The organism is Actinobacillus suis ATCC 33415 (assembly GCF_000739435.1).
GTDB classification, from domain to species: Bacteria; Pseudomonadota; Gammaproteobacteria; order Enterobacterales; family Pasteurellaceae; genus Actinobacillus; species Actinobacillus suis.
This window is the reverse complement of the sequence record NZ_CP009159.1, coordinates 1,264,627-1,279,257: the sequence shown is the minus strand read 5'-3', so window position 1 is coordinate 1,279,257 and position 14,631 is coordinate 1,264,627. Positions and strand designations below refer to the sequence as shown.

The following is a 14,631-nucleotide window of genomic DNA, read 5'->3' as shown; positions in this document are numbered from 1 at the left end:
TTTGCGGATGTTTTGCAAAAAACTTGCCAATTTTGACCGCTTATTCGGTTATTTTAAATTTTTAGCCAGTGTGTTGATATATTCGATCCCGATACCGCAACAACCACCGACAATCGTTGCGCCTTGTGCCGTCCATTTTTGCGCCCACGCAAGATAGGCTTCAGGATCTAAATCTTTACGCACTTCGTCTAAACCGTCATTGGCGGTTGCATCTTTCGGTTGTGGCGCAAACGCATTTGCATACGCACCGGTTTGGATATGTGTCACATTTTTTTCTTTTAGAATAGATTGGGTTATTGCTAGTGCTTGCTCAATCACTTCCGGCTGGCAGCAGTTAAATAAAATCGCATCAACGTCTAATTCCACCATTTTTTCAATCGCAAGGGCTACTGGTTCACCAGAGCGTAATTGTGGCTCGGGTGTTGGCTCATCATCGGTTAATGTAAACGAAACCCAAAGCGGGCGGTTATCTTTTGGCAATAAAGGCTTAATCGAAGTCGGTTCGATAATCGCACTTTGTGTTTCACATAACCAAATATCCACGTAAGGCGAAAGGCCGTCAATAATCGGTTGGGCGATTTCGGCAAAACGATCCGCTTGAATCAAGTCAGCACGGTAAGAGCCGAACATCGGCGGTAATGAACCGGCTATTTTTGCAGATTTTCCGCTATTTTTAACCGCTTGTTTGGCTAAACGCCCAGCTAAATCGGCAAGCATTTTACCGTCCACACTAAAACGTTGTTCGCCGATATGAAACGGCACAACCGCATAGCTATTGGTTGTAATCACTTCTGCGCCGTTTGCGATAAAATCTTCATGGACTTGTTGCACCGCAGACGGTTTTTCATAAAGGGATAAAGCCGACCATTCAGGTTGTTTAAAAGGTGCGTTCAAACGCATTAACTCACGGCTCATACCGCCGTCTAAAATTGTGATTGCCATATTTTGCCCCATAAAATCATTTAGAAGTAAAGTTGAAAAATAGTTTGCCTTAGATGCTCAAAAAATATATTATAGACGTCTAGATGGAAAAACTTCCAAAAGAATTTAATATAAGCGGTCGAATTTTGCAAATATTTTGTGATTTTTGACCGCTTGTAAATTTTAATGAGGGAGCAACGCTCCTGCCTATATAAAGGTATAACCAAAGGATAATTACAATGGCGATTAATTTATTTACTTCAGAATCAGTATCAGAAGGACATCCGGATAAAATTGCAGACCAAATCTCGGATGCGGTGTTAGATGAAATTTTAAAACAAGACCCGAAAGCGCGTGTGGCGTGTGAAACTTATGTAAAAACCGGTATGGCGTTAGTTGGTGGTGAAATCACCACGTCTGCATGGGTGGATATTGAAAACTTAACCCGTCAAGTGATCTGCGACATCGGCTATACCCATTCGGATATGGGCTTTGATGCACATTCTTGTGCGGTATTAAATGCGATTGGTAAACAATCTCTGGATATTAACCAAGGTGTTGACCGTGCGGATCCGTTAGAGCAAGGCGCAGGCGACCAAGGTATTATGTTCGGTTATGCAACCAATGAAACCGATGTATTAATGCCGGCACCGATTACATACGCTCATCGTTTAATGGAACAACAAGCGAAAGTACGTAAATCTGGCAAATTAGACTGGTTACGTCCGGATGCGAAAAGCCAATTAACCTTCGCTTACGAAAATAACAAAATCGTAGGGATTGATGCGGTGGTGCTTTCAACTCAACACGCTGAACACGTTTCACAAAAAGATTTAGTGGAAGGTGTGATGGAAGAAATCATCAAGCCGGTATTGCCAAGCGAATGGTTAAGCCAAAACACCAAATACTTCATTAACCCGACTGGTCGTTTCGTGATTGGCGGCCCAATGGGTGACTGTGGTTTAACCGGCCGTAAAATTATCGTAGATACTTACGGTGGTGCGGCTCGTCACGGTGGCGGCGCATTCTCTGGTAAAGACCCGTCAAAAGTTGACCGTTCGGCAGCATACGCAGCACGTTATGTAGCAAAAAATATCGTGGCGGCAGGTTTAGCGGATCGTTGTGAAATCCAGCTTTCTTATGCAATCGGTGTAGCGGATCCGACATCAATCATGGTGGAAACGTTCGGCACAGGTAAAGTTTCAAATGAAACATTAGTGAAATTAATCTACCAAAACTTTGATTTACGTCCATACGGCTTAATCAAAATGTTAGATTTAATCCGTCCGATTTACCGTGAAACTGCAGCTTACGGTCACTTCGGTCGTGAACACTTCCCATGGGAACAAACAGATAAAGCGGAAGCATTACGTGCAGGCGCAGGCTTATAATTAAGCGATAACAAGCGGTGTGATTTTGTAAAAATTTTGCAAAATTACACCGCTTTTTTATTATTTATAAGTAGTGGAAAAGGGAGTAGCGGAATGTTCGATAGCCATATTCATTTAGACCAACTTGAAGCAAGCCAAATAGAACAGATAGTTAGCGATCCTTTACTGCAAGGCGTATTGGCGGTCAGTACCGATTTAGCGAGTGCGGAAACGTTATTAGCATTAAAACAAAAATTTCCGAAAATCCAAATTGCGGCAGGTTTTCATCCCGAACAGGTATTAATTGATGATAAACAGCAGCAAGTGTTATTTGATTGGATTGTAAAAAATCAAGCGAATTTGACCGCTATCGGTGAAGTAGGATTACCGCATTATCTAAAAAGGCAGAATCCTAAGCTAGATTATCGGCCCTATCTTGCCTTATTGGAACAATTTGTTGCATTAAGCAAGCGGTTAAATTTACCGTTAAATTTGCATATCGTGCATGATGATGTGGCGATAATGCTGGATTTGCTGGAGAAATACCAAATTCAACACGCTCATTTCCATTGGTTTAAAACCGATGATGATTCGCTTGAACGTTTTCTTCGTACCCCTTATTTCGCCAGTGTTACACCGGATATTTTATGGAATCTGAAAACGCAAAAAATCGCCCAAAACTTACCGCTTGATCGTTTGCTGATTGAAACCGACAGCCCGTGGCAACACGAAAGTTTAGAAAATGCGAGTATTTCACAGCAATTACAAGCAATATTGGCGCAATTAGCGAAATTAAGAACAGAGTCAGAAAGTACAATGCACACACAAATTAGGCGGAATTATCAGCGGTTATATGGGGTAGTATAAGAAAATGGAATATTCGTGCAGCACAGAAAAACGGTGCAATTTTTGCAGAATTAGCAAAAATTACACCGCTTGTTATTTGAGGAAAATCTTACTTTTTATTCGCCTTTAGCATTGCCATTAGGTTGGCGATATTGGCTGAAGTTTTTTCGACTTTCTGTTCTTCGGTCATTTTCGGTTTTTCACTTTCCCAAACTAAATCGTCTTGTGGTAATTCAAGTAAGAAGCGACTTGGTTCTGGTTTGATAATTTCACCGTACTGGCGGCGTTCTTTACAGAGTGAAAATGTCAGCGTTTGTTGCGCTCGAGTAATACCTACGTAAGCAAGACGGCGTTCTTCCTCGACATTATCCTCATCAAGGCTGGTTTGGTGCGGCAAAATGCCTTCTTCCATACCAACTAAGAAAACGTGCGGAAATTCCAAACCTTTTGAAGCGTGCAGTGTCATTAATTGCACTTGGTCCGCTTCATCATCGTCTTCACCACGTTCTAGCATATCACGTAGTGTCAGGCGATTTACCACTTGTACTAACGTCATCGGTTCTTCGATTTCATCGCCTTCCAGCATACCTTGCACCCATTCAAACAGCGTTTGCACATTACGGCTTTGCATTTCTGCCGCTTTCGGCGAAGTAGCCGTTTCATACAAATAGGCTTCGTATTGAATTTTTGCCAATAAATCTTTTACCGCTTCAATCGGATCAGAACGTTCTGCTTGATCGGCAATTTCGACAATCCAACGGGCAAAATCTTGCAGTGCTTGATAGGGCTTGGGTGTCAGGCGTTGAATCAACTCAAAATCGAAAATCGCTTCAAACAAGCTGACCTGTTTTTCATTGGCAAGTAAGCCCAATTTTTCCAGCGTTACCGCACCGATTTCCCGTTTTGGCGTATTAACAATACGTAAAAATGCCGCATCATCGTCTTGATTCACTACTAAACGCAAGTAAGCCATCATATCTTTAATTTCGGCACGGGCGAAAAATGACGTTCCCCCGGAAATTTTATAGGGGATACGGTTTTGCATCAGCAATTTTTCCAGCAAGCGAGACTGATGATTACCACGATATAAAATCGCATAATCTTTGTATTTAGTTTTGTTGGAAAAACGATGGGCAATCAATTCCCCGACAATACGTTCCGCTTCGTGTTCTTCATTTTTTGCTTCGATAACATTTAATTTTTCGCCTTCGCCTAAATTCGAAAATAAGCGTTTTTGGAAAATATGATCATTGTTATCAATCAAAATATTGGCACAATGCAAAATGCGTTGGCTGGAACGGTAGTTTTGCTCCAGTTTAATCACTTTCAAATCAAAATCTTCACGTAAACGTTGCATATTTTCCGGCTTTGCACCACGCCATGAATAGATTGATTGGTCGTCATCACCTACCACAGTGAAATTTGCCTCATTGCCTACTAATAATTTGATCAGCTCATATTGGCTAGTATTGGTATCTTGGTATTCATCCACCAGTAAATAGCGGACTTTCTGCTGCCAACGGGTTTTCGCTTCCGGAAATTGGCGGAACAGCAATACCGGCAGCATAATTAAATCGTCAAAATCAAGCGCATTGTAAGCTTTTAACTGATTTTGGTAGAGCTGATAAAAATGCGAAAACACACGTTCACGCTCATCTCGCACACGTGTTAATACCATTTCGGGCGAAAGCAGATCGTTTTTCCAGTTGGAAATAGTAGAAATCAATGCTTTGAGTAAATCTTTATCTTCCGCCACATTTTCCGGTAACAAATGTTTGAGTAATGCGAGTTGATCGTGTTCATCAAACAACGTCATACCGGATTTGAAACCCAGTAATTTGTACTCACGTTTTAAAATTTCAAAACCGAGGGTATGGAAGGTTGAAATGGTTAGCCCTTTGCTGTTTTCTTTACCGATAGAATGGGCAACACGCTCACGCATTTCACGTGCCGCTTTGTTGGTAAAGGTTACCGCTGCGATTTGTTTTGGCAAGTAACCGCAATGAGCTATCAGATGGGCGATTTTATTAATAATAACACGTGTTTTACCCGAACCAGCTCCGGCTAGTACCAGACAAGCCCCCGTGACATATTCCACCGCTTGTTGTTGTTGATCATTTAATTTCATTTTATCTACTTTTATTTATTTTATTTTCAGCCACTTTTTAAACTGCGATATTCTAGCCGAAAGACAACAAGCGGTCGAATTTCTTTAGAATTTTGCGATCTGCATCGAATAACTAAAATCAATTTCTTGTTCAATAAATACTCATGGATAAATAATCAATTAGCGTTGAAATTTGTACCGGGTACGTTATACTAAGGATGAAAGATGAATTCTGATGAATATTTAACCTTTGTTGAGGTTGGTACATTCGAGGAAGATCGTAAGCAATTAATGGCAGACGATGAGTACCAATTATTCCAAGCATATTTATTAGAGCATTACGAATTAGGGGATTTTATTTCCCATACAGGTGGTTGCCAAAAGATCAGGTGGCGCTTACCGGAAAATAATAAGGGGAAAAGTGCTGGTGTTCGAATTATCTATTATGTTAGAAGTTTAACAGGGCGAATTTACCTAATTACTATGTATGGAAAAAGCGAAAAAGTTAATCTAAATGCTCGAGAAAAAGCGATTATGAAGAAAATTATTTCGAGATTAATAGGAGAGTAGAAGGATGGAAAAACGTTTATTTGAGCGCCTTGTACAAGGATTAGAAGAAATGGTTGCTATTGAAAAAGGTGAGGTGGAAGTACCATCGCATCGCATCCATGCACATAAAATTCCAAATACTAAGGCGATTCGTACACAACACCATTTGAAACAGGCAGAATTTGCACAGCTGTTAGGTGTCAGTACCAATTTGGTGCAATCTTGGGAAATCGGCAGACGAGTCCCTAATGGAGCGGCAAGAAAATTATTGGCGATTATCGAACAACAACCGAATTTAGTCCCTTTGCTACAATCTCTCTAAACAAGATTAAAACACCGCTTTATGGCGGTGTTTTGTGTTTTATGCGGTAGTTAACCTATGAGCCGATAAAATTGAAACTACAAATTTAGCGAAATTTTTTGAGGCAACCGTTTGCAAAAAAATTTTAAAATTTGACCGCTTGTTAAACGGTTTTTGTCCAAAATAAATTCCTTAAAAATCAAATTTTTGCTTTTAAAATTGAGCTGTTCGCTATATCATTAACAGTTAGTTTTTAGCGTATAGTTACGCACACTCGCCCTGAAAATAATTCAGATTTTGCATTTTAATTTTATGCCCTAGGGGGAATACAAAAGTAGATGGAAAAGTTAGAACAAAAACCAATCATCGAACTACGCAATGTTACTAAAAGCTACGGTAGCAAAACGATTCTTAAAGATTTAAATTTAACCATTAATGATGGTGAATTTTTGACTATTTTAGGTCCTTCAGGTTGTGGTAAAACAACAGCATTACGTTTAATTGCGGGCTTTGAAGACTTGACTGAAGGTTCGATCATTCTTGATGGTCAAGATGTATCTAACGTTCCTGCTGAACAACGCCCTGTAAATACGGTTTTCCAAAGCTATGCGTTATTCCCGCATATGACGATTTTTGAAAACGTTGCTTTCGGTTTACGTATGCAAAAAGTGCCGAATGACCAAATCAAACCTCGTGTAATGGAAGCGTTACGTATGGTGCGTTTGGAAGACCGTGCGGAACAAAAACCAGCTCAGCTTTCAGGCGGTCAGCAACAACGTATTGCCATCGCGCGTGCGGTAGTGAATAAGCCTAAAGTTTTATTATTGGATGAATCGCTTTCAGCGCTTGACTATAAACTGCGTAAAGAAATGCAGAACGAGCTAAAAGCATTACAACGCCAATTAGGTATTACCTTTATTTTCGTTACACACGATCAAGAAGAAGCATTAACTATGTCTGATCGTATTATCGTAATGAACGGCGGTAAAATTGCGCAAGACGGTACGCCTCGTGAAATTTATGAAGAACCGAGCAATTTATTCGTAGCTCGTTTTATCGGCGAAATCAACGTATTTGATGCAACCGTGATTGAACGTGTGGACGCTCGCAATGTTAAAGCGAATGTAGAAGGCCGTATTTGTAATATTAAAGTTGAAGATATGGATGTGACGCCAAATCAACAACTCAAAGTGCTTTTACGTCCGGAAGATATTGTTATTGAAGAATTAGACGAAGACGAAAGCTCAAAAGCGATTATCGGTCATATTATCGATCGTAATTATAAAGGTATGACACTAGAGTCAAGCGTACAGTTAGATCATAACGGTATGAACGTATTAGTAAGCGAATTCTTCAATGAAGACGATCCGAATATCGATCACGAAGTTGGTCAAAAAGTGGCATTGACATGGCACGAAGGCTGGGAGGTTGTACTCAATAATGAAGATTGCTAGTAACAAATTCCAAGCTGGAACAGTTTCAGTTATCTTCGGTTGGTTGTTACTTTTTGTACTTGTACCGAACTTATTGGTTCTGTTAATCAGTTTTCTTACTGAAAATCGCCAAAGTGCATACTTTGTTGATTTCGTATTTAGTCTAGATGCATATAAACAGTTGTTCAACGATACTTACGCAACCGTATTGTGGAACTCATTTAAAATGTCTGCGATTGCAACGTTTTTCTGTTTAATTATCGGTTATCCGTTTGCATTTATTATTGCGAAGATGCCGGCGAAATTGCGCCCAATTCTATTGTTTTTAGTTGTATTGCCATTCTGGACAAACTCGCTGATTCGTATCTACGGTATTAAAATTTTCTTAGGCGTGAAGGGCGTATTAAACGAGGCATTATTAGCAATCGGTTTAATTGATGAACCGCTTCGTTTATTAAACTCTGAATTGGCGATTATCATCGGTTTAGTGTATATCTTGTTACCGTTTATGATTTTACCGCTTTATTCTTCAATTGAGAAAATTGACGGTCGTTTATTAGAAGCAGCAAAAGATTTAGGTGCGAATGCGTTCCAACGTTTTGTACGAGTAACCATTCCGCTGACAATGCCGGGTATTGTGGCAGGTTGTTTATTAGTATTATTACCAGCGATGGGGATGTTCTATGTTGCTGACTTATTAGGCGGTGGTAAAACGCCATTAATTGGTAACATTATTAAGAGCTTATTCTTAAATACCAACCAATTTGTTTTAGGTTCGGCAGTAAGTATTGCACTTACCGTGCTAATGGCATTAATGCTATATGTTTATTACCGTGCAAATAAATTATTAAATAAAAAGGTGGAGCTTGAATAATGAAAAAGACATTAAGAAACTTTTTTATGTTCGTGGTGTTTGCCTACCTTTATATTCCGATTATTATTTTGGTGGTAAACTCATTTAATGCAGACCGTTACGGTTTACAATGGAAAGGATTCAGTTGGAACTGGTATGAGCGTTTATTTGCAAACGATACGCTGGTTCATGCAACTATGAATTCATTGACGATTGCATTTTTTGCCGCAACGTTTTCAACTATTTTAGGTGCGTTAACTTCGATTGCGCTATACCGCTATAAATTCCGTGGTAAGCAAATGGTCGGCGGTTTGCTGTTTATCGTCATGATGTCACCGGATATCGTAATGGCAGTTTCATTATTAGTGCTATTTATGATTTTAGGTGTGCAACTTGGTTTTATTTCGTTATTAATTGCGCATATTACTTTCTGTTTGCCTTATGTGGTAATTACCATCTCATCTCGTTTAAGTGATTTTGACGGTAAGATGTTGGAAGCCGCGAAGGATTTAGGCGCAAGTGAAGTAACGATTTTACGTAAAATTATTTTACCGCTGGCATTACCATCGATTATTTCCGGTTGGTTATTAAGCTTTACAATTTCGTTAGATGACGTAGTGGTTTCATCATTCGTTACTAGCCCAAGCTATGAAGTATTACCGTTAAAAATCTTCTCGCTGGTGAAAACGGGTGTGACACCGGAAGTCAATGCGTTAGCAACGATTATGATTATTTTCTCATTGACATTAGTGGTCTTAAGCCAATTAGTGGTAAGAAAAAAAGCATAATTTAATTTGATTAAAAATGGCTCGCTGATTAGCGGGCTATTTTTTTGCAAAAAATTAGCCAAAATAGACCGCTTGTTAGCCTGTTATTCTATACAGTTTTCTGTTATGCTAAGGCAAATTTTTTAGTTTGGAATAAAATCAATGATCGGAAGATTACACGGTAAAATTATTGAAAAACAACCGCCTGAAATGGTAATTGATGTTCAAGGTGTCGGATATGAAGTACTACTGCCGATGACGAGCTTTTACAGCTTGCCGCAAGTCGGTGAAGAAGCCACAATCTTTACGCATTTAGTCGTACGTGAAGATGCACATTTATTATTTGGTTTTGCACAAAAGCAAGATAGAACTTTATTTCGTGAATTGATTAAAACCAACGGTGTAGGGCCTAAATTAGCCCTTGCGATTTTATCGGCGATGTCGGTTTCACAATTTGCGAATGCGGTAGAACATGAAGAATTAGCCAAATTAACTAAAATTCCGGGCATTGGGCGTAAAACAGCCGAGCGTTTATTAGTAGAGCTCAAAGGCAAATTCAAAGGTGTGCCACAAAGTGATTTCTTTGAAGAACATTCGGTGGAAACGATTGTTGCAACACATTCACACGATCCGGCAGATGAAGCCCGTGATGCTTTAGTTGCGTTAGGCTATAAACTCGCTGATGCTGAGAAGATGATTAAGAAAGTGAATAAAGCGGGCGCAACCAGCGAACAATTAATTCGTGAAGCATTAAAAGCCTCTCTTTAAAAAGTAAAAATACCTTAAATGATTGAAGCAGATAGAATAATTAGTGCCTCACCGAAGCGTGAGGAAGAAGTCATCGATCGTGCAATTCGTCCTAAATTATTGGCGGATTATGTCGGTCAGCCGTCTGTACGAGAGCAGATGGAGATCTTTATTAAAGCGGCAAAATTGCGTGATGAGGCGTTAGATCACTTATTGATTTTTGGCCCACCGGGATTGGGTAAAACTACCTTAGCCAATATTGTTGCCAATGAGATGGGCGTGAATATCCGCACAACTTCCGGACCAGTACTGGAGAAAGCGGGCGATCTAGCGGCAATGTTGACCAATTTAGAGCCTTATGACGTATTATTTATTGATGAGATCCACCGCTTATCACCAGCAATTGAAGAAGTGCTTTATCCGGCGATGGAAGATTATCAGCTGGATATTATGATTGGCGAAGGGCCGGCGGCACGTTCAATTAAACTGGATTTACCGCCGTTTACCTTAGTAGGAGCAACCACCCGTGCCGGTTCACTGACTTCTCCGTTACGTGACCGCTTTGGTATTGTACAGCGTTTAGAGTTTTACTCGGTGGATGATTTAACCTCGATCGTAAAACGTAGTGCCGATTGCTTAAACTTAAATTTATCGCCGGATGGTGCTTATGAAGTGGCTCGCCGCTCACGAGGTACACCACGTATTGCCAACCGTTTATTACGCCGTGTGCGAGATTATGCCGATGTACGTAATAACGGTGTGATTACCTCTGATATTGCTAAACAAGCGTTGGCGATGCTTGATGTGGATTCCGAAGGCTTTGACTTTATGGACATCAAGTTACTGCAAGCGATTGTGGAACGTTTTGACGGAGGCCCGGTCGGCTTAGATAACTTAGCCGCAGCGATAGGCGAAGAGCGAGATACGATTGAAGACGTACTTGAGCCTTATTTGATTCAGCAAGGTTTTTTACAACGAACGCCGCGAGGACGTATCGCTACCAGCCGAACTTATGCGCATTTAGGTATCGCTAAGCTTGATTAAATTTAGACAAGCGGTCGAATTTCACCAAGATTTTGCAAACTGTTTTTGCAATTTTTTCGGAAAATTTGACCGCTTGTTGTTTATTTGTGCTTGAAGCATATTTACAAAATATACGATTTCAGTTACTAATTAGTTATTCTTAATTAAAAGGGAGGATTGCTAATGCTGAAATTTATTATTAGGCGTATATTGGAAGCCATTCCAACACTTTTCATTCTAATTACCTTTTCATTTTTTCTGATGCGGCTTGCCCCGGGCAGTCCGTTTACCTCTGAAAAAGCTTACCCGCCTGAAGTGATGGCAAATATTGAAGCGAAATATCATCTTAATGAACCGCTTTATAAACAATATCTTATCTATATGGATAATCTTGCCCATGGTGATTTTGGCCCTTCTTTTAAATATAAAGATCAATCGGTTAATGATTTAATTGCTTCGGCATTTCCTGTTTCGATTAAATTAGGCGTAGTCGCATTTATTTTAGCAGTGATCATCGGTTTAACCGCCGGTATTGTAGCGGCACTAAAACAAAATAGTAAATGGGATTACATCGTGATGGGATTCGCCATGACCGGGGTAATTATGCCGAGTTTCGTATTTGCGCCGCTGCTGGTTTTATTTTTTGCGATTCATTTACAATGGCTTCCGGCAGGTGGCTGGAACGGCGGTCAACTCTATTATATGGTGCTACCGGTACTTTCGCTTACCATTGGTTATGTTGCCGGACTTGCTCGTATCACCCGTGGTTCAATGATAGAAATTCTCCATTCAAATTATATTCGCACGGCAAAAGCCAAAGGCGTGCCAATGCGGAAAATCATTTTTAAACACGCCTTAAAACCTGCATTAATACCTGTCATTACTTATCTTGCGCCCGCCTTTGTCGGCATTATTACCGGTTCAATGGTGATTGAAAGTGTCTTCGGCTTACCGGGATTAGGTCAGCTATTTGTAAACGGTGCTTTAAATCGAGACTATTCTTTAGTGTTGAGCTTAACCGTATTGGTTGGCACTTTAACCATTGTATTTAATGCGATTGTAGATATTTTATATGCGGTGATTGACCCGAAAATTCGTTATAGCTAGGAAGGAAATATGCAAATAGATAAAAACCAAAACTTTTCGGAAAATCTCGCTTCAGCTAATACAGCAATGGTGTTGGAAGGGCGTAGCTTATGGCAAGATGCCCGTCGTCGTTTTTTTCGTAATAAAGCGGCAGTTGCCAGTTTATTTATGCTGTTATTAATCGTGCTATTTATCACTTTTGTGCCGATGTTAATGCCGTTTAGCTACGAAGATACCGATTGGAATATGATGAGTGCCGCACCGGATTTTGAATCCTTGCATTATTTTGGCACAGATGCTTCAGGACGAGATCTGATGGTGCGTGTCGCTATGGGCGGTAGAATATCGCTGATGGTTGGTATTGCCGGTGCTTTGGTCGCTGTGGTTATCGGTACTATTTACGGTGCTATTTCAGGCTATGTGGGCGGCAAAGTAGATAGCGTAATGATGCGTTTTCTTGAAATTTTAAGCTCATTTCCGTTTATGTTCTTCGTCATTTTATTGGTGACCTTATTTGGGCAAAATATTTTCTTAATTTTTGTCGCAATCGGTATGATCGCTTGGCTAGGGCTGGCTCGTATCGTTCGAGGACAAACATTAGCGCTTAAAAATAAAGAATTTATTGAAGCGGCAATTGTGTGCGGTGTTTCTCGCCGTCAGATTATTTGGCGTCATATCATTCCGAATGTGCTTGGCTTAGTGGTTGTATATGCTTCGCTAGAAGTGCCTTCACTGATTTTATTCGAATCATTTTTAAGTTTCTTAGGGTTAGGGACTCAAGAACCAATGAGCAGTTGGGGCTCGTTACTAAGCGATGGCGCAGCTCAGATGGAAACTTCTCCTTGGTTGCTTGGATTTCCGGCTTTTTTCCTTTGCTTAACGCTATTTTGTTTCAATTTTATTGGTGATGGTCTGCGTGATGCATTAGATCCAAAAGATAAATAACAACAGGAGTGAAGGATGAAATTATTAGAAGTTAAAAATTTAGACGTATATTTAAAAGCGGAAGATCGTTTTTCACATACGGTACGTTCCGTGTCTTTTACGCTGGAAAAAGGGCAGACTCTTGCCATTGTCGGTGAGTCAGGTTCCGGTAAATCGGTCACCTCGATGTCAATTATGCAATTGTTGCCGAAAAATATTGTGCAATATGGCAAACATTCCCAAATTATATTTGAAGATAAGGATATTTTGGCGCTTACGGAAGCCGAAATGCAAGCAATACGAGGCGATCGTATCGGGATGATTTTCCAAGAGCCGATGACCTCTTTAAATCCCTATATGCCGATTGGTGAACAAGTTGCGGAAGCAGTGACGACGCATACGCCCAATATGACCAAACAAGAGGCGGAAGCGTTGACCTTAGCGGCATTACAGAAAGTAAAAATTCCACATGCGGAAAAGAAATTAAAGTGTTATCCGCACGAGTTTTCCGGTGGACAGCTACAACGCATTATGATTGCGATGGCAATTATTAATAAACCGGATTTATTGATTGCTGATGAGCCGACTACTGCATTGGATGTCACGACACAGGCGGAAATTTTAGATTTAATGCTGGAATTACAAACTGAAATGGGCATGGCGATTATCCTCATTTCGCACGACCTGCGTTTAGTGCAAAAATACAGTGATGACGTTTGTGTAATGAAATCCGGCGAAATTGTGGAGCGAGGTAAAACCGCAGATGTATTTACACAACCAAAGCACCCTTATACGATGGAGCTTTTAACGCCTATTCCGAGCCATTTCAAAAGCACGCAAAGTGAACCGGCGAAATTGTTGATTAATGCAAAAAATATCGAGGTCGATTATGTACTACAGCGTTCTTTTTGGGGAAAACCGAAGAAAGTGTTTAATGCGGTAAAAGATATTTCGTTCCAGCTAAATGTGGGAGAAACGCTTGGCATTGTCGGTGAATCCGGCTCGGGCAAATCTACATTAGGGCGAGCGATCATGCAAATTCTGGATTATCAGGGTAAAGTTGAATTTGATGGTCAAGCGATTTCTGTCTTATCAAAAAGTGATCGCCAATCTTTAAAACGAAATATGCAAATGGTGTTCCAAGATCCGTTTAATTCTCTTTCTCCACGCTTAACAGTAGGTGAAATTATCGGAGAAGGGTTAGCGGTTCATTATCCGCAGATGACGAAAGCGGAACGCAGAGAAAAAGTGCAAAAAATGTTAGAAGAGGTGAATTTAAGCCCGACGATGATAAACCGTTATCCTCATGAGTTTTCTGGGGGGCAGCGGCAACGTATTGCAATTGCTCGCGCGATTATTTTAGAACCCAAATTCGTGTTATTAGACGAACCGACTTCCGCACTGGATCGTTCTACACAGTTAACCGTAGTCGAATTACTTAATCGTTTACAACAAAAATATGGTTTAAGTTACCTATTTATCAGCCATGATCTTGCGGTAGTACGAGCGTTAAGTGACAAAGTAATCGTGATGAGTAAAGGTGAAGTGGTGGAAAGCGGCAGCGCTCAACAAATTTTTGAGCAACCAAAACATGCTTACACGCAACGTTTAATTGAAGCCTCTCACTTAGCCTAGCACAGTTGCAGCTAGACTAGATAATACAAGCGGTTAAATTTCCTGAAAAGTTTGCAAAAAACTCAGAGA

The 14,631-nt window shown here is 40.3% G+C and carries 14 protein-coding genes; 12 read left to right on the top strand and 2 right to left on the bottom strand.

Going from position 1 to position 14,631, the window contains the following annotated elements; genetic code table 11:
- Positions 1-48: 48 nt before the first annotated feature.
- The gene (locus ASU1_RS05825; protein ID WP_014991857.1) at positions 49-942 is read right to left on the bottom strand and encodes a homocysteine S-methyltransferase family protein; all 894 of its coding nucleotides are present in this window, start codon (positions 940-942) and stop codon (positions 49-51) included.
- Positions 943-1,160: 218 nt separating this feature from the next.
- Here ASU1_RS05825 and metK point away from each other — a divergent pair, with 218 nt between their 5' ends.
- Both metK and ASU1_RS05815 read left to right on the top strand, forming a co-directional pair.
- The gene (gene metK, locus ASU1_RS05820) at positions 1,161-2,312 is read left to right on the top strand and encodes a methionine adenosyltransferase (RefSeq protein WP_039195223.1); all 1,152 of its coding nucleotides are present in this window, start codon (positions 1,161-1,163) and stop codon (positions 2,310-2,312) included.
- 93 nt (positions 2,313-2,405) lie between these two features.
- Positions 2,406-3,158 (top strand): TatD family hydrolase, encoded by a 753-nt coding sequence (locus tag ASU1_RS05815; protein WP_014991855.1) that lies wholly within the window; start codon positions 2,406-2,408, stop codon positions 3,156-3,158.
- An 88-nt stretch (positions 3,159-3,246) separates the two neighbouring features.
- Here ASU1_RS05815 and rep read toward each other — a convergent pair whose 3' ends face one another.
- Positions 3,247-5,265 carry a DNA helicase Rep gene (gene rep / locus ASU1_RS05810; RefSeq protein WP_014991854.1) on the bottom strand — a complete coding sequence of 673 codons (2,019 nt, stop codon included), beginning with the start codon at positions 5,263-5,265 and terminating at the stop codon, positions 3,247-3,249.
- Positions 5,266-5,469: 204 nt separating this feature from the next.
- On the opposite strand from rep, the gene ASU1_RS05805 reads away from it, so the two are divergent.
- From ASU1_RS05805 to ASU1_RS05760, 10 genes are all read left to right on the top strand, one after another.
- A complete protein-coding gene (locus tag ASU1_RS05805) occupies positions 5,470-5,814 on the top strand; it encodes a type II toxin-antitoxin system RelE/ParE family toxin (protein ID WP_014991853.1) in 345 nt (114 codons plus the stop codon).
- Between the two features lie 4 nt (positions 5,815-5,818).
- The gene (gene nadS, locus ASU1_RS05800) at positions 5,819-6,115 is read left to right on the top strand and encodes a NadS family protein (RefSeq protein WP_014991852.1); all 297 of its coding nucleotides are present in this window, start codon (positions 5,819-5,821) and stop codon (positions 6,113-6,115) included.
- Between the two features lie 317 nt (positions 6,116-6,432).
- Complete coding sequence (gene potA / locus ASU1_RS05795; protein ID WP_014991851.1) at positions 6,433-7,548, top strand: spermidine/putrescine ABC transporter ATP-binding protein PotA; 1,116 nt, start codon at positions 6,433-6,435, stop codon at positions 7,546-7,548.
- Positions 7,535-8,401: a spermidine/putrescine ABC transporter permease PotB gene (gene potB / locus ASU1_RS05790; protein WP_014991850.1), complete on the top strand. Its 867-nt coding sequence runs from the start codon at positions 7,535-7,537 to the stop codon at positions 8,399-8,401. The genes potA and potB overlap by 14 nt, the downstream gene beginning before the upstream one ends.
- Positions 8,401-9,168 carry a spermidine/putrescine ABC transporter permease PotC gene (gene potC / locus ASU1_RS05785; RefSeq protein ID WP_014991849.1) on the top strand — a complete coding sequence of 256 codons (768 nt, stop codon included), beginning with the start codon at positions 8,401-8,403 and terminating at the stop codon, positions 9,166-9,168. Before potB ends, potC begins: the two co-directional genes overlap by 1 nt.
- A 141-nt stretch (positions 9,169-9,309) precedes the next feature.
- The gene (ruvA, locus tag ASU1_RS05780) at positions 9,310-9,915 is read left to right on the top strand and encodes a Holliday junction branch migration protein RuvA (RefSeq protein ID WP_014991848.1); all 606 of its coding nucleotides are present in this window, start codon (positions 9,310-9,312) and stop codon (positions 9,913-9,915) included.
- 18 nt (positions 9,916-9,933) lie between these two features.
- A complete protein-coding gene (ruvB, locus tag ASU1_RS05775; RefSeq protein WP_005600359.1) occupies positions 9,934-10,938 on the top strand; it encodes a Holliday junction branch migration DNA helicase RuvB in 1,005 nt (334 codons plus the stop codon).
- Between the two features lie 162 nt (positions 10,939-11,100).
- Entirely contained in the window at positions 11,101-12,024 is a 924-nt protein-coding gene (gene oppB, locus ASU1_RS05770) for an oligopeptide ABC transporter permease OppB (protein WP_014991847.1), read from the top strand.
- Between the two features lie 9 nt (positions 12,025-12,033).
- Positions 12,034-12,948, top strand: coding sequence for an oligopeptide ABC transporter permease OppC (gene oppC, locus ASU1_RS05765; RefSeq protein WP_014991846.1), 915 nt, complete (start codon positions 12,034-12,036; stop codon positions 12,946-12,948).
- A gap of 15 nt (positions 12,949-12,963) precedes the next feature.
- Entirely contained in the window at positions 12,964-14,562 is a 1,599-nt protein-coding gene (locus ASU1_RS05760) for an ABC transporter ATP-binding protein (protein WP_014991845.1), read from the top strand.
- Positions 14,563-14,631 lie beyond the last annotated feature (69 nt).